General features: G+C 60.4%; 17 protein-coding genes. 4 read left to right on the top strand and 13 right to left on the bottom strand.

The window, feature by feature from the left end; translation table 11 throughout:
- Positions 1–99: 99 nt before the first annotated feature.
- From GTU76_RS03500 to GTU76_RS03485, 4 genes are all read right to left on the bottom strand, one after another.
- Entirely contained in the window at positions 100–2,349 is a 2,250-nt protein-coding gene (locus GTU76_RS03500; RefSeq protein ID WP_180698076.1) for an autotransporter outer membrane beta-barrel domain-containing protein, read from the bottom strand.
- Positions 2,350–2,548: 199 nt separating this feature from the next.
- Positions 2,549–5,506, bottom strand: coding sequence for an autotransporter outer membrane beta-barrel domain-containing protein (locus GTU76_RS03495; RefSeq protein ID WP_180698075.1), 2,958 nt, complete (start codon positions 5,504–5,506; stop codon positions 2,549–2,551).
- 82 nt (positions 5,507–5,588) lie between these two features.
- Positions 5,589–6,428, bottom strand: coding sequence for an amino acid ABC transporter permease (locus GTU76_RS03490; RefSeq protein WP_016984003.1), 840 nt, complete (start codon positions 6,426–6,428; stop codon positions 5,589–5,591).
- Positions 6,425–7,246, bottom strand: a complete 822-nt coding sequence (locus tag GTU76_RS03485; protein WP_016984002.1) for an ABC transporter substrate-binding protein — start codon at positions 7,244–7,246, stop codon at positions 6,425–6,427. Before GTU76_RS03485 ends, GTU76_RS03490 begins: the two co-directional genes overlap by 4 nt.
- A gap of 113 nt (positions 7,247–7,359) precedes the next feature.
- Between GTU76_RS03485 and GTU76_RS03480 the strand changes: the two genes are divergently transcribed.
- Positions 7,360–8,259, top strand: a complete 900-nt coding sequence (locus tag GTU76_RS03480; RefSeq protein WP_180698074.1) for a homocysteine S-methyltransferase family protein — start codon at positions 7,360–7,362, stop codon at positions 8,257–8,259.
- A gap of 95 nt (positions 8,260–8,354) precedes the next feature.
- Here GTU76_RS03480 and GTU76_RS03475 read toward each other — a convergent pair whose 3' ends face one another.
- From GTU76_RS03475 to GTU76_RS03465, 3 genes are read right to left on the bottom strand one after another with little or no spacing between them, the layout of a single operon-like run.
- Positions 8,355–9,026, bottom strand: coding sequence for a GNAT family N-acetyltransferase (locus GTU76_RS03475; RefSeq protein ID WP_180698073.1), 672 nt, complete (start codon positions 9,024–9,026; stop codon positions 8,355–8,357).
- Between the two features lie 12 nt (positions 9,027–9,038).
- Positions 9,039–9,485, bottom strand: coding sequence for a GNAT family N-acetyltransferase (locus GTU76_RS03470; RefSeq protein ID WP_175552710.1), 447 nt, complete (start codon positions 9,483–9,485; stop codon positions 9,039–9,041).
- 10 nt (positions 9,486–9,495) lie between these two features.
- The gene (locus tag GTU76_RS03465; protein ID WP_026000519.1) at positions 9,496–10,119 is read right to left on the bottom strand and encodes an FMN-binding negative transcriptional regulator; all 624 of its coding nucleotides are present in this window, start codon (positions 10,117–10,119) and stop codon (positions 9,496–9,498) included.
- Positions 10,120–10,211: 92 nt separating this feature from the next.
- On the opposite strand from GTU76_RS03465, the gene pdxR reads away from it, so the two are divergent.
- A complete protein-coding gene (pdxR, locus tag GTU76_RS03460; RefSeq protein WP_180698072.1) occupies positions 10,212–11,765 on the top strand; it encodes a MocR-like pyridoxine biosynthesis transcription factor PdxR in 1,554 nt (517 codons plus the stop codon).
- Here the strand turns inward: pdxR and GTU76_RS03455 are convergent.
- The 6 genes from GTU76_RS03455 to GTU76_RS03430 all read right to left on the bottom strand — a co-directional run bounded on the left by GTU76_RS03455 (position 11,722) and on the right by GTU76_RS03430 (position 23,401).
- Positions 11,722–16,335, bottom strand: coding sequence for a dermonecrotic toxin domain-containing protein (locus GTU76_RS03455; RefSeq protein WP_180698071.1), 4,614 nt, complete (start codon positions 16,333–16,335; stop codon positions 11,722–11,724). The two genes, pdxR and GTU76_RS03455, sit on opposite strands and share 44 nt — an antisense overlap.
- Before the next feature lie 130 nt (positions 16,336–16,465).
- A complete protein-coding gene (locus GTU76_RS03450) occupies positions 16,466–17,497 on the bottom strand; it encodes a histone deacetylase family protein (RefSeq protein ID WP_175552707.1) in 1,032 nt (343 codons plus the stop codon).
- 127 nt (positions 17,498–17,624) lie between these two features.
- Positions 17,625–18,617 (bottom strand): AraC family transcriptional regulator, encoded by a 993-nt coding sequence (locus GTU76_RS03445; RefSeq protein WP_175552706.1) that lies wholly within the window; start codon positions 18,615–18,617, stop codon positions 17,625–17,627.
- Positions 18,618–18,865: 248 nt separating this feature from the next.
- Entirely contained in the window at positions 18,866–19,870 is a 1,005-nt protein-coding gene (locus GTU76_RS03440) for an asparaginase (protein ID WP_180698070.1), read from the bottom strand.
- Between the two features lie 172 nt (positions 19,871–20,042).
- A complete protein-coding gene (locus tag GTU76_RS03435) occupies positions 20,043–21,491 on the bottom strand; it encodes an alanine/glycine:cation symporter family protein (protein WP_016985754.1) in 1,449 nt (482 codons plus the stop codon).
- Positions 21,492–21,976: 485 nt separating this feature from the next.
- A complete protein-coding gene (locus GTU76_RS03430; protein WP_016985755.1) occupies positions 21,977–23,401 on the bottom strand; it encodes an aspartate ammonia-lyase in 1,425 nt (474 codons plus the stop codon).
- Positions 23,402–23,581: 180 nt separating this feature from the next.
- Between GTU76_RS03430 and GTU76_RS03425 the strand changes: the two genes are divergently transcribed.
- Both GTU76_RS03425 and purE read left to right on the top strand, forming a co-directional pair.
- On the top strand, positions 23,582–24,490 hold the full coding sequence (locus GTU76_RS03425) for a LysR substrate-binding domain-containing protein (RefSeq protein WP_122592897.1): 909 nt from the start codon (positions 23,582–23,584) through the stop codon (positions 24,488–24,490).
- Positions 24,491–24,823: 333 nt separating this feature from the next.
- On the top strand, positions 24,824–25,315 hold the full coding sequence (gene purE / locus GTU76_RS03420; RefSeq protein WP_007920220.1) for a 5-(carboxyamino)imidazole ribonucleotide mutase: 492 nt from the start codon (positions 24,824–24,826) through the stop codon (positions 25,313–25,315).
- Positions 25,316–25,325: the final 10 nt, after the last annotated feature.

Genomic DNA, 25,325 nt, shown 5'->3' with positions numbered 1-25,325 from the left:
GCGAGCCTGCTCGCGAAGAGGAGTGTCAGTCGATATTTATTCAACTGACAGATCGCATTCGCGAGCAGGCTCGTTCCCGCAGTGACGATGTTCAATCCATCAGAACGCCATGCGCCATTGGCCCATCACGCCGTGAGTGCGGCTGTCAGTGGCCATCTCACCGGTGAGACCAACACCGACCGTGTGATTGGCAGACAGCCCGAGATCAATGCCTGCATCCAAGGCCAGGCTGTTGCGATCCAGCGCGGCACCGGCAACCTCAAACCGCTTGCCACCCTTGACCAGTTGCTGGCGGGTGTCGCTTTCGATCTCGCCAAAGGTGTGTTTCCAGCCGGCACTGAAGCGCGGCGTCAACGTCATGCCGTTATCCAGCCGATTGATTTTTGCCGTGCGCAGGCCGAAGGTGCTGCTGAGGTTGTCGCGGGTTTGTCCGAAGACTTTCAGCGCCGCATCCCCACCGTTTTCACGGTAGCTGTCGCGTTGATAGCGCTGATAGCCGACGCTGGCAAACGGTTCGAGCGTCGCGTTGTGCCGGCCAATGTTGACCGCCAGTTCGGCAAAGGCTTGTTGGGTGTTGGCGTCATAGTTGCCCTTGAGGCGATCGCTGAAGCCGTTGAAGGCCACGCGACGTTTGCTGGCGCCGTCATGACTGGCGTAGGTCGCCCCGAGACGCAATGAGAATGGTCCGTCCTGACGCACGGCGTAGGCACCGAGGTGCCAGCTGTCGAGGTCGCCATCGTATTGCCGAGCGTCCAGTCTGGTCTGCGATTTACCGCCGATCAGGCCGATATGCCATTGCTCACCGAGCCGCCAGTCGGCGCCCATGACCAGACCCTGGGTGGCGTGTTTCAGGGTGCTGTCGAAGTCGCGATCGACCTTGCCGCCATGGCCAAGCGCCTGAATCCACACGCGCCCTGAATCGGCAGCGCCGGCGGCCTGACGCGGTGAGTTGCCTGAGCTGTAGGCAGAGCCGTAACGGCTATTCAGTTGCTGCATCGCCGAGAGCATGCTCGCGCTTACGGGAGTGATGCTGCTCAACGTGGCTTTGGCGAGGTTGGCGTTGCTGCCGGCGGCGAGTTGTTCGAGGGCGACCGGTGCGGTGGTTTTGTCGCTGGTCAGAAGTGCGGCGACTGCTGCGTTTGCAGGTTTTATTGGCGCAGGTGCGGGCTGTTCGGCGGACTCGTTGACTTGCGCAGTAAGAGGTTCGTCCGGCATTGGCGATGGGACGGACTCTGCAATGGGAGTCGGCGCTGAAGTCGGAACAGGAACAGGAACAGGAACAGGAACAGGAACAGAAATTGGAGCTGGTGCAGACGCCGTCAATGGCGTTGGCGTCGCTGATGGCGCAGGTGCTGTTGGATCGACAATGCTTTCGGCAACTCCACGAGCGTTGTTTGTCGTGGCAGCGCTCGAAAGCGACTCACCGTTACGGGCGTAAGTCAGCCCGACGGACTTTTTGTTGTATTGCGGTGTGGCTGTCATGAAGGCGAGGTCGTTCACAATTGCGCCGAATTTACCTTCTACGCTGCCAGCTTCGATGATTTTGTACTGGCGACTTGATGGGTACTCCCCCGGAGTAGCGACAATTCTCAGGGTGGCATCGTCAAGCTTGGCTGCACCATCGACCTTGATCGTCTGACTGCCGACGGGACTGACTTCATAAGCCAGTTCGGCGTTTGGGGAAAAGCTCAGGTTGCCTTTCACCCTCGGACTGCCGTGCAACTCATTGACCGTGAGCAGGCCATTCACGTGCAGATTTCCTACCGTACCCTTGCCCGCAAAACTGCCGCCTTTCTCTACTTGTACGTTGCCCTTGATACTTCCCTTGTTGAAAAGCTTGCCGGCGCTAATCGCACCTCCCTCGATGGCGCCCAGGTTTGTCAGCGTACCGCTGGGCTCTACCAGCACACCTTCCTTGAAGTCTCCCTTGCTGCTGAGCGTCCAGTCTCCCTGGACGAGATACAATCCATTGAGATTACGGGTGTCTTTTAGCGTGCCGCCGTTAGAGGCATTCACTACCAATACGTTTTTCCCCTCGCCGCCATCTAACCGTCCGCTGACGGTGGCGCCGTCATTGAGAACGATCAAATCGTTGAGTGCTGCACCTTGGAAAATACTTTCGGGTGTATTGAGCACGATGGGCACAGTGTTTTTATCGCCAATGAAACGCTGAATCCTTTCGAGAGCCTCCTGATATGACCCGATTTCTGGCAGCTCCGGCACGTTTATGTCGGGGAGTGACTCGGCTACGTCAGGCTGCTGCTGAGCGTTGGCAAGCTGTAAGCCGCCAAGTGCCAGCGCAACGGCTAGAGCCAAGTATTTTGGTGCGAATTTGTGTTGTACAGACATTCAGTAGGATCTCTTTTAATAAGAGACCCAACTCTATTGATGCCCCGAAAAATCCGATGTCGGCTGCTTCCCGCAGGCTTGCAGGCGACATCGCATCGTTTTGTAGAAAATGACCCTCAGACCCGCAACCAAGCCTTTTACTCGGCTGCAGCGTTCCCTTTTCCTACAGCCAATCAAGACCCCGCCGGCTGTTCAACCCTCAAAAACTCATCTGCCACTGCCCGATCAAGCCGTGATTGCGACTGTTGCTGCCGATCTCACCGCTGTATCCCACACCCAATGTGTGCCGCGCCGAGATCCCTACATCCAGCCCGGCCTCCAACACCAGACTGTCGCGATCCAGCGAGCTGCCATCGACACTGAACGCCGTGCCGCCGGTCACAAACGCCTGACGGGTCGAGCTGCCGACATCGCCGTAAGTGTGTTTCCAGCCAGCGGCCATGCGCGGAGTCACGCTCATGCCATTGTCGAGGCTGCTCAGGTGCGCCAGGCGCAGGCCGAAGGTACTGCTGAAGTTGTCCTGGGTCTGGCTGTCGACTTGCAGCGCGGCGGCGCCACCTTTTTCCTGATAGCTATCGCGGTGGTAACGCTGATAACCGAGGCTGGCGAACGGTTCGGCGCTGAGGCGGCCGCTGCCCATGGCGTAGCCGAGTTCGGCGAAGGCTTGCTGACTGTTGGCGTCGTAGTCGCCTTTCGGGCGGTCGCTGAAACCATTGAAGGCGATGGTGCGTTTGCTTTCGCCCTGATGGCCGCTGTACGCCGCGCCGAGACGCAGCGAGATCGGGCCGTTTTGATGTAACGCGTAGACGCCGGCGTGCCAGCTCTCGACGTTGCCGTCGACGCCGGTCGCGTCCAGATCGGTTTTCGAATAGCCGCCCAGTACGCCCAGGCGCCACGCCGGACTCAGTGTCCAGTCGGCGCCCAGCACGCTGCCCTTGGTGCGTTGCTCCAGACCGCTGCTGCCGTGTTCACCATCGAGTTTGCCGTAGCCGCCAATGCCTTGCAGCCAGAGGCGGCCGCGCGCGTTCGGATCATTCAGATTGCGCGCTTCGGACGGCACGCCATTGGCTGCCAGCACGGGGGTGTCGCGTTGATCGAGACCGACCATCAAACCCAGGCTGCCGCCCATTTTCTGCATCGCCGAAAGCATGCTGCTGCCGACCTGACTGCTGGCGCCGAGTGTGGCGCTGGTCAGGTTGGCGTTGCTGGCGCCGGCCAGTTGTTCGATCGCCGCGCCGGCGCTGCTTTGGCTGGTATTGAGCAGGGCGTTGTACAGCGCGTTGTTTTTACCGATCGAGACCAGGCTGTTAGCGGCGTTGCTGCCGTTGCCGGTCATGGCGAACTCATTGAACGCCACGTCATTGCGGGTGTAGGTCAGGTCGACCTGAGTCGGCGTGTAGGCAAGGGTCGGCGTCAGGAACGCATAGTCGCTGCTGACCTTGCCGAAGATGCCGTTGACCTGTGCCGCTTGCAGCACGGTGTAGTGGCTCTGCCACGGATACGTGCCGCTGCCGGGATTCACCGCGAGGGTTGCGCCGTTGAGATTGGCGATGCCGCCGACCTGTACCGGCGCGCTGCTGCCATCGGCATTGACGCCATAGGCGAGGGTGGCGGCGCTGCCCATGTTCAAGTCGTGAACGATTGTGGCGCGCCCGAGTGCGGTGTCCGTGCGCAACGTGCCGTTGACGTTGAGATTGCCCACCGAACCGCCGCCGGCATACACACCACCAGCGTCGACGCTCAAGTTACCGGCGATGTTGCCTTGGTTGAGCAGTGTCGCGCCGTTGCGCACAGCGCCGCCATCACTGAAATCGTCATGGCCGGTCAGCGTCCAGGCACCTTGCTTGACCTCCAGCCATTCGAAGTTTCGACTGGCGCCGAAGCTGCCACCCGCAGCGTCATCCATCACCACCCGGTCATAACCGCTGCCGCCGTCGACCACGCCGACAAAGCGACTGCCGTTGCGCAAGGTCAGGCTGTCGTTGCCGCCACCCAGATCCAGCGCCAAGCCATTGCTGCCACTGATCGTGCCGCCGTTGATGACGCTGTCGGCGAACTCGCCGACGAGCTTCACGCCGAAACCGTTGAGGCCTTGAATGGTGCCGAAGTTCTCCAGAGTGGTCGCCGCCAGTCCCGAGCCGCCACTGCCATCGTCAACCAGAATGGCGCTGTCGGCACCGCTGATCAATGCGTTGCTGGCGTTGAGAATGTAGCCACCACCAAGGGCAATACCTTCGCTGCCGTTAGCGAAACCGCCCTTGTCCACACCGCCCGCACCGATGCCCTGAGTGGTCCCGTAGTTTTCGATGTGGGCGATCTTGTCGATGTCCACGCCATCGCCATCACCGTTCGCTTGCAAGCCTGAGTAAGCGCCAGTGATGGTGCCGTGGTTGATCACCGTGCCGTCGCCGTCGGAACCGAACCCGGAACCATTGCGGCCGGTGACCTGCCCGTAGTTGAGCAGCGTCGCGCCAAGGTCGGTAGTGATGCCATGCCGGCCGCCGGAAATCACTCCATAGTTGGTCACGCTGACACCGCTTGCGGAATCGATGTCGATGCCGTCGAACTTCTCGTCGGCATTGTGCGAATCGCCGGTGGAGATCTCGCCGTAGTTGGTGATGATCGCGTTGGCACCGGTCTTCATGCCATCGCTGGCGTCGCCGCGAATCAGCCCGCCGGCACGGTTGATGATGGTGGTTTTCACCCCGTCGCTGCGCAGCGCATCGAGGTCCAGTCCCTGGCCGGTGGTGGAGCGAATCACGCCGCTGTTGTCGATCAACAGGCTGCCGCTGACGAAGTTGCTGTCGATGCGCAAAGCATCGTTGGCGCCGAGAATCTGCCCGCCGCTGCGGTTATAGATTGTGTAGTTGCGCGGCTGGGTCAGGTCGCCACTGCTGTCGATGGCCCGGCCACCGCTGGAAACGATTTTGCCGGCGTTGTCGATCACCACACCGGCACCGCTGGTCTTGTCTTTCAGGCTCACGGCCTTGCCGCTGTTGGTGATGCTGCCCGGCGCCGAAATCGTCAACGTGTCGCTGCCACCGAGCGTTTGTGCTGCCGTGGTGGCGGTGTCGATCTGCACGGTTTTAGCGTTTGCAGATGTAGCAGCGATCAACAGGGCAATGGCGAGGGACAGACGCTGGGGCGGAAACGGCATGGTCGGACGGCCTTTTTGTTATAAGCGGGCCGTCCTGTATAGCGAAGGGTTTTTACAGAATGATGTCTTTTAGGTGATGAGATCACTGATCTCGACGCACGTAAGCCTTGCCGTAATGCCGCTCCATCCGCGCCTGAATCAACTCCAGCCCGATCGACATCAGCCAGTAGATGATCGCCGCCGTCGTCAGCATTTCGATGTAGCGGTAGCTTGAGCGCCCGTATGACTGCGCGAGAAACATCACTTCCCAGACGCCCATCACCGAGATCAGTGACGAGTCCTTGAGCATCGAGATGAACTGGTTGGTGGTGGGCGGGATGATTGTGCGCATGGCTTGCGGCAGGGTGATGCGCCAGAAAATCACGGTCTCGCGCATCCCCAAGGCCAGCGAAGCTTCGCGCTGGCCATGGTCGACCCCGAGGATGCCGGCGCGGAAGATTTCGCTGAGATAGGCGCCATAGTTCAACGACAGGGCAATGATGCCCGCGACGATGGCGCCAGGCACGATGCCCAGTTGCGGCAAGCCGAGGTAGATCAGCAGGATCTGGATGAGCAGTGGCGTGCCGCGAAAGAACGAGGTGTAAAAACTGGCGATGCCGAACGCCACGGCGCTTTTCGACAGGCGTGCCAATGCCGTGATGAAGCCCAGCAGGGACGAGGCGACAATCGAGCACACACAGAGGAAAAGCGTCAGCGCCGCACCCTGCAAGAAACCGTTGGGCGCCAGGTGCAGGCCGACCAGATTGGGCAGCTTGTCGAGGATGATCGAGAACTTCAGGTCGAAGCTCAGGAAGAACCCGGCAAACAGGCAGAACAGCGCTGCCCAGGTCAGATACAGCCGCGTACGAAAACCGAACAGCCGTTGCAGGCGTGATTCAGCCACCGGTTGTGGTGGCTGTGGCGGTGTCGGGAAAGAAGTCATTGGCTGATATCGGCGCCGATCCATTTTTGCGACAGCTTGCTCAGGGTGCCGTCCTGTTTCAGTTGCGCGAACACCTCGCGCACTTTGGCATCCCATTGCGCGTCACCCTTTTCGATGGCCACCGAGTTCGGTTCCGAATACAGCGGCGCACCGGCCAGTTTGAAGCGTTTGTCTTGGTTCAGGCGTGGCTGCGCGGTGACGAGGTTGGTGAGGATCGCATCCAGGCGCACGCCGGCGCCCAGGCCCAAGTCCTGGAAGGCGACGTTGTCGGTGTCGTACGGCGCGATCTGCACATCGTCGAACGGGTACTGCAGCTGCGTGTCTTCGGCGCCTTCAATGACCAGGTTCTTGTTCAGATAGCTTTCGTAACTGGAAGCGCTGGTGAGGCCGACTTTTTTGCCACTCAGATCCTTGGCGTCGTGGATCCGCTCATCCTTGGCGTTGACCACGATCACTGCCGGCGACGCGTAGTACTCGACCGGGAAATCGAACACTTCGGCGCGGGCCTTGCTCGGTGTCATCGAGCAGATGCAGATGTCGTAGCGCCCGCTCCAGCGGCCGGCGGCAATGACGTCCCAGGACGGCGTTTCCAGTCGTAGCTTGACGCCCAACTTGTCAGCCACGGCCTTGGCGACGTCCACGTCGAAGCCATCGAGCTGGTTCTGGTCATTGAGAAACGAGAACGGTGGATAGCTTTCCATCAGCACACCGACCAGTTCTTTCTTTTGCTCGATACGCTCCAGCGTCGTGCCAGCAAAGGCTTGCGTGGAGGCGGCCAGAATGGTCAGGCCCAGGGCCAGTAGCGGTTGAAATTTCACAGTCGATCCCTGGGTAAAAAAGAGGTTGTTTTTAACGGAATGGTGCGTATTAAATAGTTATAAGAACGACTCTGATAGTGAGTTATTTTCATAAGCATATGAGTGAAAAGCATATGGGCGCAGGCAGCACGATTATTCTCGATGGCGGCATGGGCCGTGAGTTGCAGCGCGCCGGGGCGCCATTTCGTCAGCCGGAGTGGTCGGCGCTGGCGTTGAGCGAGGCGCCGCAAGCGGTTGAGGGGGTGCATGCCGCTTATATCGCCAGTGGCGCCAATGTGATTACCACCAACAGTTATGCCGTGGTGCCGTTCCATATTGGTGAGGAGCGTTTCGCCGCCGAAGGGCAGGCGCTGGCCGCGTTGGCCGGTGAGCTGGCGCGGCGTGCGGTGCAGGCCTCGGGGAAATCCGTGCGGGTGGCCGGCTCATTGCCGCCGCTGTTTGGCTCCTATCGTCCGGATCTGTTCGAGGCCGACCGAGTGACCGAGTTGCTGGCGCCCTTGGTCAATGGCCTGGCACCGCACGTTGATCTGTGGCTGGCGGAAACCCAGAGTTCGATCGTCGAGGCGCGAGCCATTCACGCCGGATTGCCGAAGGATGGCAAACCGTTCTGGTTGTCGTTCACCTTGAAGGACGAAGACACCGACGAAGTGCCGCGCCTGCGCTCTGGAGAGCCTGTCGCCGAGGCCGCGGCGGTGGCGGCTGAGTTGGGCGTCGAGACGTTGTTGTTCAATTGCAGTCAGCCAGAAGTGATCGGTGCCGCGATTGATGCCGCGCGTGAAACCTTCGAGCGTCTGGGGGTGACGATAAACATTGGTGCTTACGCCAATGCGTTTCCGCCGCAGCCAAAAGAAGCCACGGCCAATGATGGACTCGATCCGCTACGCGAGGATCTGGATCCGCCGGGTTACTTGCACTGGGCGATTGATTGGCAGCAGCGCGGTGCCAGCCATTTGGGCGGTTGCTGCGGGATCGGGCCAGAGCACATTGCGGTGCTTGCGCAAAAGCTGGGGTGAACAACAGATCAGAAGATCGCAGCCTGCGGCAGCTCCATGGGATTGATGTTCACCTTGTAGCTGCCGAAGGCTGCGATCTTTTGCTTTTTACATAATCAGGAACGGCACTCGACCAACCCTTTCACCTGCCCGTCGGGCGTCTGATTTTCATCGGACAGCCACCGCTCGAAACCTGCCGCAATCGCCGGCCACTCGCCATCCAGTATCGAGTACCACGCGGTGTCGCGGTTCTGCCCCTTGACCACCATGTGCTGGCGAAACACACCCTCAAAACTGAAACCCAGACGCTCGGCGGCGTATTTGGAGCGGGCGTTGCCGTTGTTGCATTTCCATTCGAGGCGGCGGTAGCCGAGGTCGAAGGAGTGTTTGGCCAGCAGGTACACCGCTTCGGTGCTTCTCGGCGAGCGCTGCATCGGCGCGCCGAAGGTGACGTGGCCGATTTCGATACGGCCCTGGGCCGGGACGATCGACATCAGGCTGAGGATGCCTTGCACTTGATTGGTTGAGCGATCAACGATGCTGAAGAAATACGGGTCGCTGGCGGCCGCGTGGTTGTTCAGCCAAGCGTCGAACGCAGTGCGCTCCGGAAACGGGCCGTAAGGCAAATAGTCCCAGAGTTTAGGGTCGGCACCGGGGCCTTCGAGTGCGGCGAACAATTCGTCACCGTGACGTGCCGGATCGAGTCTTTCCAAGCGGATGAAGCGGCCTTCGAGCAGTGTGGCGGTAGGGGCGGGGACGCCTTTCCAGTCAGCGAGTGAAGCGGTCATGCGTGCGTCTCCTTAAATGGCTTTGCGAAACTGGATGAAGCCCGGGCGTTCGGCGATACGCTCGTAGAGCTGAATCGCGGTGGCGTTGGTTTCGTGGGTCAACCAATGGACTTTGCAGCAGCCGTCAGCCTTGGCGGTGGCATAGACATGTTCGATCAGCAGACGGCCGATGCCGGTGCCACGGGTTTGCGGCATCACCAGCAGATCTTGAAGGTAGCAGGAATTTTCGATGCTCCAGTTCGAGCGATGGTAGATGTAATGCACCATGCCCACTGCTTTGCCGTCGGCCCAGGCCAATGCCGCGTGGGTCGGTTCACTTGGGTCGAGAAAGCGCTGCCAGGTGCTGTCGGTTACAGCGTCAGGCAGTTCGGTGTTGTAGAACTGCAGGTAGGCCTGCCACAGCGGCAGCCAGGCGGCGTGGTCGTCGGCGCTGACCGGGCGAATATCGATCTGACTCATGGGAATTTCCTTAGCGCATCAAGCGGGCGAGGGTTTGATCATTGATTTCCGGGCTGGCTGCGAGGCCTTCGCGCACGCCGGCAATGTCTTCGGCGCTGCGGTTCTGGCTGAGCTTGCGCTTGCCTTCGAGGCGGTCGATGGGAATGGCAAAACCGACAATCGCCTTGAGCATGCCGTCGATGTAATCGGCGGGCGCATCGGCGACGGACCACGGTTGCGCGCGGCCGGCTTCATGACGGTCGGTGAGGGTGCTGACGATGTCGAGCAGGCGTCCGCCGTCGCTGAAAGTTTCGGCGTGGCCATAGGCATGCACGGCGATGTAGTTCCAGGTCGGCACGACTTTGCCGTGCTCGGCCTTGCTCGGATAAAAACCCGGGCTGACGTAGGCATCGGCGCCGGCGAAGATCAGCATGGCTTCGGCACCGTCGCGCAAGTCTTTCCACTGCGGGTTGGCGCGGGCCAGGTGCCCGTACAGCGTGCCGTACTCGCCTTGTTCGCAATGCAGCAGCACCGGCACATGGCTGGCCTGCAAGCCACTTTCGCCATGGGTCACCAGAATGGCGAGGCGGGTGGCGAGAATCAGTTCGTGCAGTTGGGACAGGTCTTCGATGGCAAAGGCGCGTGGCGTGTACATGGACAGATTTTCCTTGGCGAATGCCAGCATCGTAGGCAGGCTATTGGTCTGTTGTAAGAGCCATTGATGACCAATTTCATAGGTCCATTGCCATGTCCGATTCGCCAACGATGTCCATGCCATTCAACCCTGCCGGTATCGAGCTTGATCGCCGCCAGGGTTTGAGTCGTCAGCTCTATCAGGCGTTGCGCCTGCGGGTGCTGGACGGGCGGCTGGCGAGTGGCACGCGGTTGCCGGCCAGTCGCGATCTGGCGGCGGCGCTGGGGATCTCGCGTAACAGTGTTGTGCGTGCCTACGATCAACTGTATGCCGAAGGCTTTATCGAAGGGCGGGTAGGGGATGGCACCTACGTCGCACAATTGATGCCGGTAGCGAGTCCTGCGAAAAAATTATCCACAAAAGTATCCACAGGGTTTACAACAGGCTTACCCACAGCCTTATCCACAAATTGGCTAGATTTACCTGTAATTTCATCCAGTAAAGTTATCCACAGCGATAGTTTTTCGCGAATCGAAAAGAACCATTTGGCCCGGCCACCGAGTGGTCCGCCACGAGCATTCAGGGTGGGTGTTCCGGCGTTTGATCTGTTCCCGTTCGAGGTGTGGGCCAAGCTGAACGCGGCTTTTTGGCGTAAACCGGATCTGGAGCAGCTGTGTTACGGCGATCCGTCCGGCGATGCGCGCCTGCGTGCAATGATCGCCGCCTATTTGCGCAGTTCGCGCGGCATGCAGTGCTCACCTGAGCAAATTGTGATCACCAGCGGCGCACAACAGGGCATTAGCCTTTGTGCACAGTTGCTGGTGGAGCCGGGCGACGGTGTGGCGATCGAGAATCCGGGCTACCGCGCGGCCGGTCATGCGTTTGCTGTGGCGGGCGCTCGTTTGCACGGCATTGCCGTGGACGAAGAGGGCATGGATTGCTCGGCGCTGTCGGCCACCGGGGATTGTCGGGTGGCGTATGTCACGCCCTCGCATCAATATCCGACCGGCGTGGTGATGAGCTTGGCGCGACGTCTCGAACTGCTCGCCTGGGCCGAGCGCTGCCAAGGCTGGATCGTCGAGGACGACTACGATGGCGAATACCGCTACACCGGTGCGCCGCTGGCGCCTTTGGCGGCCCTCGATCGAGAGGGTCGCGTGCTGTATGTCGGCACTTTCGGCAAAGTCGCGTTTCCGGCATTGCGCCTCGGTTATCTGGTGCTGCCACCGGCGCTGGTCGATGCCTTCTCGCAACGCCGGGCGGTCGATGTCCGCCATTCCGAGGTCAGTACCCAAGCGGTGATGGCCGAGTTCATGGCGGCCGGGCATTTCCAACGGCATATCCGACGCATGCGCCGCGCCGCCCTGAGCCGTCGCAACACCTTGCTCGACGGTTGGCCGGCAGCCATTGCCGGTGTGGGCGATTTACCCGCGGTATCGGCGGGGTTGCATCTGACCGTGGCCGTTGACAACATCGAACGCGAGCAGCAGTTGATTGCGCAGGCTGCTCGCGTCGATGTAGAGATAAACGGCTTGAGCAGCTACTGGCTGCCTGATTCCACGACGCCTCTGGACCTGCGTGCCGGCCTGGTTCTGGGCTTTGCCGCTGTCCCTGAGCCGGCGATCAAAGCGGCGCTGACCCGCTTACATCTGGCTTGGCGGGCGTGAAGAAAACGCTTTCGGCGAGCTGGCTTGAAAGAATCTCGCTGCGATGAATTTCGATCACTTGCTGATTGTTCAGGCCGCGCAAGTCATATGCACCACCGAGGCGACGCTGTGCCACGGTTTTCATGTGTGCGGCGCCGATGGGTGTCAGCGGGGCGTCGACACTTTGATAGTGGAAGTGCGCATAGCACAGGACCTTGTCGGTTTTCGCATCGCGTACTTCGTATTCGTCGAGAAAGTCGTTGGCGTGTTTTTTCAGCCTGCGTCGAGTAACGGTTTTGGTGATTTTTACTTCACGTTGGCTTTTCAGCCACTCAACCCCTGCGGCCGTGGGCGGTTGCTGTTTGATCATGTTGATGCGCAGGCCGGTGCCTTTTTCGTAAAGACGGGTTGCGGCATCGTTGAGGGCGTGACCGAGGGGTTCCGTCCCGGGTGACGAGCCGGCAGTGAGATTGCTTGCCGTCAGCGCTTCATCGATCGCCGCGCTGGCCTTGCGCAGGCGGTCAGCATGATGATGAAAGGCCTCTTCAATCTCGACCGGAATTCGTCGCGCGCGGTTGATGCGGGCCTCGGTACGCTGTTCGAACGCAGGCAGGCCATCGATCAACGCCTGCCCCTCCTCAATGCTGTTTTTAAGATTCGGCCTGGCCTTGGGTCTGGCAGGAGGCGATGGCGTCGTGTCGTGTTCGACCCACTCCCCCGGCGTCTTCTCATGAAACGTAGCGATTACCCCGGTCAGTTCGCTGCGCACTTCAACGAGGTCGGTGTCTTGGCCATCAATACTCTTTTTTCGTTCGCCGACCAGGGTGCCTTTGAACCGGGTCTTGATGATTTTTCGGCTGGATGCCGAGGCCGAAGGGGGCCTCGATGGGCCGGGCTGGGGATCCAGCAAGTGTTTGTTACGCAGCAGATCCGCCAGTCGCACATCCGTTTGCGCCTTGAACTCGATCACTCGAGTGCGCACGTGCCCCAGTCGAGCCGACTGAATCTGCTCGGGAAACTCTACGGCGAAATCGGCAAAGCGTTGATCCACAGCGGCAAACTGTTCCGAGACATTGCTCAGGGCGTCGATTCTTTCGCGCAGATTGCTCAGGCTTTCATCGGCGGTCAGGTTCAGTGAACTCTGAATATTCAGCGCAGCATCTTCAATAAGCGTTTCCAGGGTCTGCTGCGCATCGGCGCGGATCGCTGTTTCGCCGGGCTTGATGCAAATCTCTTGGCCAAGGCTGATCTGCAACAGCTTGAGATCATTCAAATCGTAGGCCGGCAGCGCTTTTCGATAAATGGCCAGGGTTTCCACGGCGTCCCTGCCAAGCAGTTCGAGCTCGCGGAATCGGCTATGCGCCGACTCGATCTTGTCGATGATGCCTTGGGTCTGATCGGTCATTTGTTCACAGGCCTGGATAAAGGCCTGCCGCTCGACGCGGGTGTCGTCTGCAATCATCGCCATCGTCGTCATTACATTGGCTTGATAGTCGGTGGAATGCTGGCTGAGCCACTCCTGGCCAAGAAACAACTGCATCTCCAACCGCTGGATCATGGTCGTGCGATAGTTGGGGATGTCCTGCGCGAGGTTCAATGCCTTGATCTTCTCGATGTTCGCGCCGTAGTCCTTGCTCTGCGCATCGAGGGTGTCCAGATACTGCTGACGTGCCGCTGCGAGGGCTTGTGGCTGAGCCGAGAGCATTGCGCTGTGGGCTTGATCGAGTCGGTTCTGTTTGTCCTCCATCGTCAAGTCGAAAGCCTTGAGATCGATGGTCAGCTTTTTCGCTTGCCTGTCGCTTTTGCTCTTGGCGTCCTTGCGGCGATTGCGCAGCCCGCCCCCGCGCAGGCGCAAGCGCAGGTCAACCACCCATAGACCGCCGGTGCTGCGGGTGAGCAAGGGGCCGGATATCAGCGATTGCATACGCGTGTCGATGATCTGCACATCTTCGTTGTCATTGATCGCGACCTCAAACCAGCGTTTGCCGACGGGGGCATACCATTTGTTCTGATGTGCATAGAGGTGTTGATGTCGACCGGTACTGGCGGCATCACCAAGCCCTTCTGGTTTCTCGACGTTGAAACGGTCGAGCAGGGATTTCAGCGCGAGGGGCGAGCGCAGTAGCGCGGCCATGGCGTTGACCGAGGATTCATGGGCGGCGGGCAGCTCGGTACGGGTGACGTCGGGCAAGCGCAACGGTTTGATCGTCGCAGGGCGTGGGGTTGTTGCCTGCGCCTCTTCCTCGGGCTCCACATAGGCTGATTCGGCGGGGGGCGCGTCGCCGACCGCGGCGCGATGAGCAAGCACCATGCCCAGCGCGAGGAAGATATCGGCCAGCGCCGTCCAGGCAAACTTGCCGGACTCTTGATTGGCGACGTCGCTGATCTCCTGCAAGTCGTCCATGATCTGCCAGATCCATGCCGCCGTGCCGACACTGCGGCCCAGAAACGGCAGTGCCGCATTGAAAAGCATCCAGCCGCCGCTTTTGAGTGTGGCCCAACGTGCTTCCGCATTGGAGACAGACTGGCGGTCGGCTTGAGTGATGACAGCCTGAGCGTTGGTGGTGTGCAAGGTCGCCAGGATGTCACTTTCGATGATGGCAGTGCCCAGAGCAACGGGGCCGGACATATCGATTGAGGTGAGCGGGTTGACCAACAGTTGCGGGATCGTCCACACCGACGGCAATTTAGCGGTGAACACGAACTGGCTGTAATTGAATCGCACATCGTCCGGCAACCAGGCCAGTACCGACTCACGCAGGTGTCGTGAATGGCGGATCGAATACAGCAGGTTGGCGTGACTGGGGTACTGAATCAGTGCCATGTCGAACAGCGGCCGATAAAGCACGCAGGGGCCCTTGCTTGCGTCGCGCGGGCCGATGACGAACATGTTGGTCACGGTGTCGGCCGCTGAACTTGTGCGATGGGCTACGAACGCCAGTGGCCGGATGACGATCTCTTGCCCATCGACTTGACGCGCTTCGGCACGGTCGTCAAGGACGGCGACCACGTATCGGTAACCCTGCTCGTCGATACCTGCTGTTCCACGAATCTTGTTTTGCAGTGCCAGCAACGGTAGTTCAAGAGCCAACTGATCGGTGTAAAGCTTCTGCAAGGCAGCCGCTTGCACGGCATCGTCAATCAGCAGCTTCTTCAGGTGCGCGGGGTAGGTTTTGCCGATGTCGACGGTGCTCACCAGTCGCTCGACATAAGCCACGGTCATCCAGCCCGGCAGAGCACTGTCGTCCTTGTAGCGTACGGTTTTATTGCCCAGCGGCAGACCTGCCAGGTTTTGCAGGGCAAGCTCGGTCAGCGACAGGCTCCTGGTTTGAATCTGGCCCGGCAAGACGAATGTGCCCCAAACCTCAAGACTGGCGATGCTGATCTCGATGTCGTCGATTTTCACGTCGCCCGCGCTCGGGTGCTCCTTGAGAATCTGCCGCGTCAGGGCCTCGTGAGTAAAGGTCTGCAGACTGGCGACCTGTGCCTGAAACGATCGACCCTTGTGCGAATGCTGCAACACCGTCAGGTCCAACAGGTAACGACTGAAAGCGGCCTGGTCGGCGGGCGCGGCGTTGTCCAGCCAGGCAGGCAGCATCGGGCGCAGGCGGTCGACATGGGGCTTGATGCCTGGCGGTGGCCGCCGGGGGCGACCGGTGTGAGGGTAGAGCAGATTGAATGTCGGGCCTTCGAAAAAATTGATCTCGCCGAGCGCGTCGCCTTCCAGCGCGATCAGCGTGCAGGCCTGGTGGTCGAAGAAGTTGCCTTGCGGTTCCACCAGCCGCCACTTGAGCCCGCGGTCAGGGGTGCGTTGCCAGTACTTGCGCGGCAGCGCTTCACCGAGCTCATCCAGCGAATCGAAACTCTGGAAGCCATGGATCACTGAATACGTCAGGATCATCGTGCGCTGCCCGACGGTGCCGATCAGTACGGCGCTGTCCAGCAGGGTCAGGTGACTGCTGTCTTCGTCAGCGGCCTGGCTCTGATCAAGGTCAATCAGGCAGGCGCGGGTCTTGTAGGGGTCTGCGGGCAAACGCTGGTGCTTGTCCGGGACCTTGAAAACAGCCTGAGCCATGGCCAGTTGATCGGTGTCCCAGCCAGTACGGGCGCTGACATTCCAGACGTTGCGCAGAGCGTCCGACATTTGCTGCCAGCGTGGCTGATGCGCAGCGGTGAATGCGCCCCAATAAGCAATATGTTGTTCTTTGAAGGCCACGAACATCAGGGGCGCGAGTTCGTTGAGCAGGCGGCCGACGGCGTCGATCTTTACCGGTAACTGGATCGCCAGTCTGCCGGGCTGCAACGTCAGAAAGTGCTCTGCATCGAGGTAGGTCACGGTGGTTCCGTTCAGCGTGAGCCGTACCAGAGCATCGGTCAGCGATTCGATCTGTTCGCGGCCGGGGATGATGCGCCCGCCCTCGTAGAACCATGACGGTGTCACCACCATGGCCTGTTGCGGATCAATGCCCAGCGTCGGATACAGCGTCTTGAGTGCCGGTTGCAGGGTTTTCGAGGCGACCTCGCGCAACGAGGGGCCGGTCATCAGTTGGGTCACTACATCAATGGTATTGGGGAGGGGAAAATCGGGCATGAGCCATTCCTGATCTGACGAGAGAGATTCATATCAGGGCAAGGTAGAGGTCGCGTCGTGGCGGTGTGCGGTACATAAATCTTGCGGGCAAAAAAAGACCCGCGAGCGCGGGTCCTCAGCTGTTTTCGGGTTACTGCGCGCTTTCGAAACCTTCAAGTACGTTCACTGCGTTGATTCCGATTTCTTCCACCGCGTATCCGCCCTCCATTACAAACAGTACGGGTTTGCCGAGGGCGGCAATGCGCCTGCCCATTGCCAGATAGTCCGGGCTGTCGAGTTTGAATTGCGAGATCGGATCGTCTTTGAACGTGTCGACCCCCAACGAGACGACGATGATGTCGGCGCCGTAGCTGTCGATCTCATTGCAGGCCTGATCCAGTGCCGCGCTCCAGACATCCCAGGCAGAACCGGCCGGCAGCGGATAATTGAAGTTGAAGCCTTCACCGGCAGCTTCGCCACGTTCATCTTCGTACCCGAGGAAGAAGGGGAACTCGGCTTCCGGATGGCCGTGAATCGAGGTGAACAGCACGTCGCTGCGCTCGTAGAAAATCGACTGCGTGCCGTTGCCGTGGTGATAGTCGACATCGAGGATCGCGACCTTCTGGTGGCCCTGATCGAGGAAAGCCTGGGCCGCGATGGCCGCATTGTTGAGGTAGCAATAACCGCCCATCAAATCGCTGGCAGCATGGTGTCCCGGCGGACGACACAGGGCGAAGGCACTGCGCGCACCCTGCTGGATCGCCGCTTGTGCGGTCAGGGCAACCTGCGCTGCGCTGTAGGCGGCTTGCCAGGTGCCCGCGGTGATCGGCGCCCCGCCGTCGAAGCTGTAGTAACCGAGCTGGCCATGCAGGCTGGTCGGTTTGATCGCCCGCAGGGTGCGTGCCGGCCACGTGTAGGGCAGCAGATCGCCGTCGGTGTTGAATTCGGTCCAGCGCTCCCAGGCGCCTTTGAAGAAGTCGAGGTAGTCGCGGCTGTGGATACGGGCAATCGGTTCGAGGCCGAAATCCCTGGGCGCCTCGACCGGGCCGAGATTCTGCTGCTGCACCCTTTGCAGCACATGGTCGGCGCGCGATGGCATCTCGAAGCAGGGCTTGAGCTGGCCATCGATCAATTCGCAGCGGCCATGGTGCAGGTGGTGATCGTCCGAGTAGATCGTCAGCATTTGTTGTTCTCCGCAGGGCTGATTCGGTTGTTGTCAGTGTTGCGGCGCGCGGCGAATCGGAGAACGGCAGGAAAGGCCAAAAGGGGATGGATATGGCCAAAAACACTGACCGCAATTCGCCCCTGTCTCAGGCCCTGAACTGACTCGGCGCCACGCCACTCCAGCGCACAAACGCATGGCGGAAACTGGCTGTCTCGCTAAACCCGAGGGTTTCGGCAATGCGGTAGATCGGCAGTTGATCCTCACACAACATCTGCTTGGCTCGCTCGAAGCGCAGTTCATCGAGCAGTTCCTGATAGCTGCAGCCCATGTCCTTGAGATGCCGGCGCAAGGTGCGCGGCGAGCACTTCATCTGCTGCGCTAAACCCTCCAAACCCGGCGCGGCGTTCAATTGCGCGCTGAGCAGTTGCCGAATCCGCCCCAACCACGCCTGACGCCCAGTGAATTCAAGGTTCTGCTTGCGGCAACGTTCGGCCATGGCTTGGTGGGTGATGAGATCGGCCAGCGGCAGCGGTTGATCGAGCCAGTGACGGTCGAAGGCGAAGGCGTTGTCCTTGGCGGTGAAGTGCAGCTGACTGTCGAAGTGCTCGGCGTAGCTGTCGCGATAGTCCGGCGCGGCGTGTTCGAACCGCGTGGCGAGCAATGGCAACGGATGCCCAAGCAAGTCATCGCAAATGACTTTCAGCGACACCAGACAAAATTCGGCATTGAATACCGCCATCGCCGGGCTCTCGCGATAATCGGCGGCGACGAACCACACGCGCTCGCCGTCATCTTCCAGACTCAGCTCGAAAAGTGTTCCCAGTAGCGCCGGATAACGGATCGCCAGACGCAAAGCGTCACCGAAGGTGGCACAGGTAAGCAGCGCGTAACCGAGGATGCCGTAGCAGGAAACGTGCATGCGCCGGCCCAGTTCCAGGCCGATGTCATGCTTGAGCGCGACGGCATTAGCGCAAACCTGCATCTCCTGATTGGTGGTGATGCGGGTGTCGGCGCGCTGCAAATCTGCCGCACTGATACCGCTGCCGGCCAGCAATGCCTCGCTCGACAAGCCTTCGGCCTTGAAGGTGTTGAGCACCAGCGAGACGGCGTTGAGGGTGGTGAGGTGGGAGTGAAGCATAAGATCTTCCAGCCTTGAGATGGCTGTAACGCAGCAAGTTGCATGCCGCAGCAGTCCCTCACCCCAGCCCTCTCCCAAAGGGAGAGGGGGCCGATTGGGGGATATTGAAGAGATACGCCGACGTGAAAAAACTGTGCCGAATCCATAATCGACACTTTTTTTCAGGTCGGCGTATAGCGCAAGACACTAAGGTCAGTTCCCTCTCCCTCCGGGAGAGGGCTAGGGTGAGGGCCATTCCAGAGCCTTGCTCAGAGCAACTCACCACACAAATCCAGCTCCATCAGCCGGCGGACATCACCTGTAGCCAGCCCTGCCCCCAGCAACCCATGCAACTTGCCGAACGCCGCCTCGCGGGTCATGCCACCACCGGACAACACGCCCACACCGCGCAAGCGGCTGCCTGCTTCGTACACATCAAGCTCAACGCCACCTTCATGGCACTGCGTAACCGCAACCACGACGACGCTGTTATCCCGCGCACGGCCAAGGCTAGCCAGAAACTCAGGGTTGTCGCTCGGCCCTGTACCGCTGCCGTAGCACTCCAGCACCAGACCTTGAATACCGCTGGCGAGAAGTCCGTCGAGCACTTCGGCACTGATGCCGGGGAACAGTGGCAACACCGCAACCTTCGCCAGTTGCTTCGGCTGGTTGTAGTTCAACGACGCTGGAATCGAAGGGGCTTTGACACCGCCGCCCTGACGCTCCAGACGCTTGAACGGATGACGTCCGAAGCTGCGCACTTTCGCGCAACGGGTCGGAGCCAGCAGTTCGCCGTGAAAATACAGATGCACGCCAGGTGCCAGGCCCTGACCGAGGGCAACCAGTGCGCCGCCAAGGTTTTCCCAGGCATCGCTGTCGGTAACGCCGGCCGGCAGCATGGAGCCGGTGAAGCACACGCGAGCATTCAGCCCCAGTAACTGGAAGCTCATCGCCGCCGCACTGTAAGCCAGGGTGTCGGTGCCGTGCAGGATCAGCACGCTGTCGCAACCTTGCACATCCACGGCATCGACCACCGCTTCACGCAGTTGCTGCCAATAGGCCGGGGTCATGTTGGCGCTGTCGATCAGCGGCGACATTTCACGGAAGCGCCACTGCGGCACCACCAGCTCAGGCTGGCTGTGCAGGTAGTCGCGCATCCGCGCTTCGAAACCGGACGCCGGGGCCAGGCCATTGGCGCTGGCCTGCATGCCGATGGTGCCACCGGTGTAGAGCACCATGACGTGTTGGGCAGCGGGGTAGGTCGACGAATTCATGGGGATTCTCCGAAAGGATGAGGTCCTTGTGGGAGCGAGCCTGCTCGCGATGGCGGTTCATCATTCAACATTGATGTTGGTTGAAAGACCGCTATCGCGAGCAGGCTCGCTCCTACAAGTTATTGCACCACAATAACTGACGGGCGCAGGGGATGCGCCCGTCATTCACCTGTCAGCGTTGCGCTGCAGGCACGCCTTGCGGCTCGGCTTCGGTCTTGCCGGCAGCGACAGACGGGTTGGCTGGCCAGGCTTTCAGGTCGAGGTCCAGATCAGCAAATTTGCTGGAGTCGAACACCGGCTGTTTGACGCCGGCGCGGCGCTGCCCGTCGTAGTCGCGCATCACGCGCATACCGACCTTGAACAGCATGGCCAGGGCCACCAGGTTGACGAAGGCCAGGCAGGTCATGGTGATGTCGGCGAAGGCGAACACGGTCGACAGGTCCTGCATCGAACCCCATACCACCAGCGCCAGCACCAGACCGCGGAAAACCATCAGCGCGGCGCGGTTGCGGGTGAGGAACTGCAGGCTGTTTTCGCCCAGGTAGTAGTTGTAGAGGATGCAGGTGAAGACGAACAGCGACAGCGCGACGCTGACGAACATGCGACCCCAGTCACCGACCACCGCGGCCAGCGAGTTCTGGGTCAGGACGATGCCGTCACCTTCAAAGCCCGGGGTGTAGAAGCCCGACAGCAGGATCAGCAGCGCGGTGCAGGTGCAGATCACGAAGGTGTCGAGGAACACGCTGAAAGCCTGAACCACGCCCTGAGCGCCCGGGTGCTTCACGGCGGCCACGGCGGCGACGTTCGGCGCACTGCCCAGGCCCGCTTCGTTGGCGAACACGCCACGCTTCACGCCCATGACGATGGCGCTGCCGAGCAGACCACCAAAGGCCGGATCGAGGCCGAAGGCGCTCTTGAAGATGGTTTCCAGCATGGCTGGCACGTGTTCGATCTGAGTACCGATCACGTACAGGGTCACGCCGATATAGGCGAGGGTCTTGATCGGTACGAGCAGGTCGGACACCGAGGCGATGCGCTTGATGCCGCCGATGAAGGTGATGGCCAGCAGCACTGCCAGGACGATACCGGTGTGTTGTGGGTTGAATTCAAAGGCGTTCTGCAGCGAGTGGGTCACGGTGTAGGACTGCAGGCCAATGAAGGCGAAGCCGTAGGTAACCAACAGCAGGACGGAAAACACCACCGCCATGCCTTTCAACTTAAGGCCGTGCTGGATGTAATAGGCCGGGCCGCCACGGTACAGGCCGTCGCCATCGGCGCGCTTGTAGACTTGGGCCAGGGTACATTCAAAGAAGCTGCTGGACATGCCGACCAGTGCGGTCACCCACATCCAGAACACTGCACCCGGACCACCGAGGGTCACGGCGATGCCGACACCGGCGATGTTGCCTGCGCCGACACGGCCGGCAAGGCTGAGCATCAGGGCCTGGAACGAGCTGAGTTGCCCGGCGCTGCCTTTGAGGCTGTCGCGGAACACCGCGAACATGTGGAAGAAGTGGCGCAATTGAACGAAACGCGAGCGAATCGTGAAGTAGCTACCGAGCCCGACAATGAGCACGATCAGTACTTTCCCTGAGAGGAAGTCGTTAATGACTTCGAGCATGGATTTATCCTCGCTGTTTTTTGTGTGAGCAAATGCTGGATGGAAGAAATATCGTGTTACACCGGTGTGCGCGCGGCACGACAGGTGGGCGAAGGTTTCGTCCCGGATCCATTTCGCGGGTTTGTTATTAGTTCGGGTTTCGCATGGGTTGTGGCCTCGTTACCGACGACCGCTCACGCGAAGAGGGGCGGCACTATACCGATCAGTGACGCGCCCGTCTGCACGGTAGTGGTGCAAGCGACGAAACGAGGGTGCTGCAAGATCAAAAGATCGCAGCCTTCGGCAGCTCCTACAGGTGTACGTCAATCAATGTAGGAGCTGCCGAAGGCTGCGATCTTGGCGGTATCAAATACACAAAACATTTAACGTCCTGCCCGCAAAGAAGTTAAAAAAAAGGGCTTGGGGACTAAATCCCCAAGCCCTCAAAAGGTGAGAGGTGTCTAGTCCCTCGACCTGGTGAGCGGTGCTACGAGTAACGTGTCGGTTCAGGCTTTCAGCGGAACCAGACGCGGAGCAATCATGTTTTCCGGGCGCAGGATGTCGGCGAGCATGGCTTCGTCGAGCAGACCTTCTTCGCGCACCAGTTCCAGCACGCCGCGGCCGCTTTCAAGAGCGAGACCGGCGATGCGGGTGGCGTTTTTGTAGCCGATGTACGGGTTCAGTGCGGTGACCAGACCGATCGAGTGTTCGACCAGTTCACGGCAGCGCGCTTCGTTGGCGGTGATGCCGACGATGCAGTGCTCGCGCAGCATGTCCATGGCGCGTTGCAGCAGGCGGATCGAGTCGAAGATCTTGAACGCGATCAGCGGCTCCATCACGTTCAGCTGCAGTTGGCCGCCTTCGGCTGCCATGGTCAGCGCCAGGTCGTTACCGATGACCTGGAAAGCAACCTGGTTCACAGCTTCCGGGATTACCGGGTTGACCTTGCCGGGCATGATCGAGCTGCCTGGCTGACGCGCTGGCAGGTTGATTTCGTTGATGCCGGTGCGTGGGCCGCTGGACAGCAGGCGCAGGTCGTTGCAAATCTTCGACAGCTTCACCGCAGTGCGCTTGAGCATGCCGGAGAACAGCACGAAGGCGCCCATGTCGGAAGTCGCTTCGATCAGGTCGGCGGCTGGAACCAGCGGTTGACCGCTGATCAGGGCCAGACGCTGTACCGCCAGCGCTTGATAACGCGGGTCGGCGTTGATGCCGGTACCGATCGCGGTGCCGCCCAGGTTCACTTCAGTCAGCAGTTCCGGGGCCAGCGTCTTCAGACGGGCCAGGTCTTCGCCCATGGTGGTGGCGAAGGCACGGAATTCCTGGCCGAGGGTCATCGGCACGGCGTCTTGCAGTTGGGTACGACCCATTTTCAGGACGTGATCGAATTCTTTGCCCTTGGCCGCGAACGCCTGAATCAGGCTGTCGAGGCTGGCCAGCAGGGTGTCGTGACCGAGCAGCAGACCCAGGCGGATCGCCGTTGGGTAGGCGTCGTTGGTCGACTGCGCCATGTTGACGTCGTCGTTCGGGTGCAGGTACTGGTACTCGCCTTTCTCGTGACCCATTGCTTCGAGCGCAATGTTGGCGATCACTTCGTTGGCGTTCATGTTGGTGGAGGTACCGGCGCCACCTTGGATCATGTCGACCACGAACTCTTCGTGGTAATCACCGCGGATCAATCGGGCACAGGCTTCGCTGATGGCAGCGTGCTTGGCTTCGCTCAGATGACCCAACTCGCGGTTGGCGTCAGCAGCGGCCTGTTTGACCATTGCCAGACCGACAACCAGTTTCGGGTAATGCGAAATCGGAACGCCGGAGAGACGGAAGTTGTTCACCGCTCGCAGGGTCTGGATGCCGTAATACGCTTGAGCCGGTACTTCGAGGGCGCCAAGCAGGTCGTTTTCTGTGCGGAAAGATGCAGCGGAGGACATGATAGAAATCATCTCGATATGGACCCGGTCTGTGCCGGAACGCTGCGAATGCTAGGCTTGTGGGGAATTTTGGGCCAATGCTGTTCAGCACTGCCCTATGCACATTCGGCATAATGCCCATGTGACGCCGCGTGCGCGGCAGACGTGTGACCTGTTTTGGTGCGTGTCCGGGAGGACGTGATGAATCTGGAAAGCAAATGGCTCGAGGACTTCAGTGCTCTGGCCGCCACCCGCAGCTTCTCGCAAGCAGCCGAACGGCGCTTCGTGACCCAGCCGGCGTTCAGCCGACGGATTCGCAGTCTGGAGGCTGCACTGGGGCTGACTCTGGTCAACCGCTCGCGCACGCCGATCGAACTGACGGCGGCGGGGCAGCTGTTTCTGGTCACTGCGCGCACGGTCGTCGAACAGCTCGGTGAGGTGCTGCGCCACCTTCATCATCTGGAAGGCGGGCAGGGCGAGGTGATGCAAGTCGCTGCCGCTCACTCGCTGGCACTGGGCTTCTTTCCGCGCTGGATCGCGCAACTGCGTAATGAAGGCTTGAACATCGCCACGCGGTTGGTCGCGACCAACGTCGGCGACGCGGTGCATGCCTTGCGCGAAGGTGGCTGCGATCTGATGCTGGCGTTCTATGACCCGGACGCGGCGATGCAGATGGACCCGGAGATTTTCCCTTCGTTGCATTTGGGCCAGACCGAGATGCTGCCGGTGTGCGCAGCGGATGCTGATGGCAAGCCGCTGTTCGATCTCGAAGGAGAGGCGAGCGTGCCGTTGCTGGCTTATAGCGCCGGGGCGTTTCTTGGGCGTTCGGTGAATGGCTTGTTGCGTCAGCGTCAGTTGCGCTTCACCACTATTTACGAAACCGCGATGGCTGACAGCCTGAAAAGCATGGCGCTGGAAGGCCTTGGCATTGCCTGGGTGCCGCAGTTGAGCGTGCGCGCGGAGTTGGCTCGCGGTGAACTGGTGGTTTGCGGCGGCCCGCAATGGCATGTGCCGCTGGAAATCCGCCTGTACCGTTGCGCACTGGTGCGTAAAGCCAACGTCCGTCTGCTGTGGCGCAAGCTCGAAGGCGGCGCCGCACAAAACTCCTGAACCCACCCGCAGCCCCTGTGGGAGCGAGCCTGCTCGCGAATGCGGTGGGTCAGGCAGCATCAATGTTGACTGACCCTCCCTCTTCGCGAGCAGGCTCGCTCCCACAATGAAATTTGAGGTGTCTCTTCGCTGACCTTCAGGTCAATAAAACCGGGGCTTTCGCTCATTTGACAGATGGTCGTTTCGGGGGCTGTTTATTGCTTTCTTTGCGGTATACTGCGCGGCCTTCGGCCGGCACGTCCGGCCATTTTTCGTACAATCAAGCCACGCAACCTGCGTGGCTTGTTGTTTTATGACGCGCCTGCGGGCGCTCCAGAGAGAAGAGGCGCGACGATGAGTGCACTGGTTGGCGTGATCATGGGCTCCAAGTCCGATTGGTCCACCCTTAGCCACACCGCCGATATGCTGGAAAAGCTCGGCATCCCGTACGAGGTCAAAGTGGTCTCTGCCCACCGCACCCCGGATCTGCTGTTCCAGTACGCCGAAGAGGCTGAAAGCCGCGGCATCGAGGTGATTATCGCCGGTGCCGGTGGCGCAGCCCACTTGCCAGGCATGTGTGCGGCCAAGACCCACCTGCCGGTGCTGGGTGTGCCAGTGCAGTCGGCCATGCTCTCGGGCGTCGACTCGCTGCTGTCGATCGTGCAGATGCCAGCGGGCATTCCGGTCGCCACCCTGGCCATCGGCAAGGCCGGCGCGATCAACGCCGCGCTGCTCTCGGCGAGCATTCTCGGCGCCAAGCATCCACAGTTCCACGCGGTACTGAAAACCTTCCGTGCCGAGCAGACAGACAGCGTCCTGGACAATCCAGACCCACGTATTGCCTGAGGTTGTTGAG

It is taken from the genome of Pseudomonas crudilactis, from assembly GCF_013433315.1.
Taxonomy (GTDB): domain Bacteria; phylum Pseudomonadota; class Gammaproteobacteria; order Pseudomonadales; family Pseudomonadaceae; genus Aquipseudomonas; species Aquipseudomonas crudilactis.
This window is presented reverse-complemented; position numbering and strand designations above follow the sequence as displayed.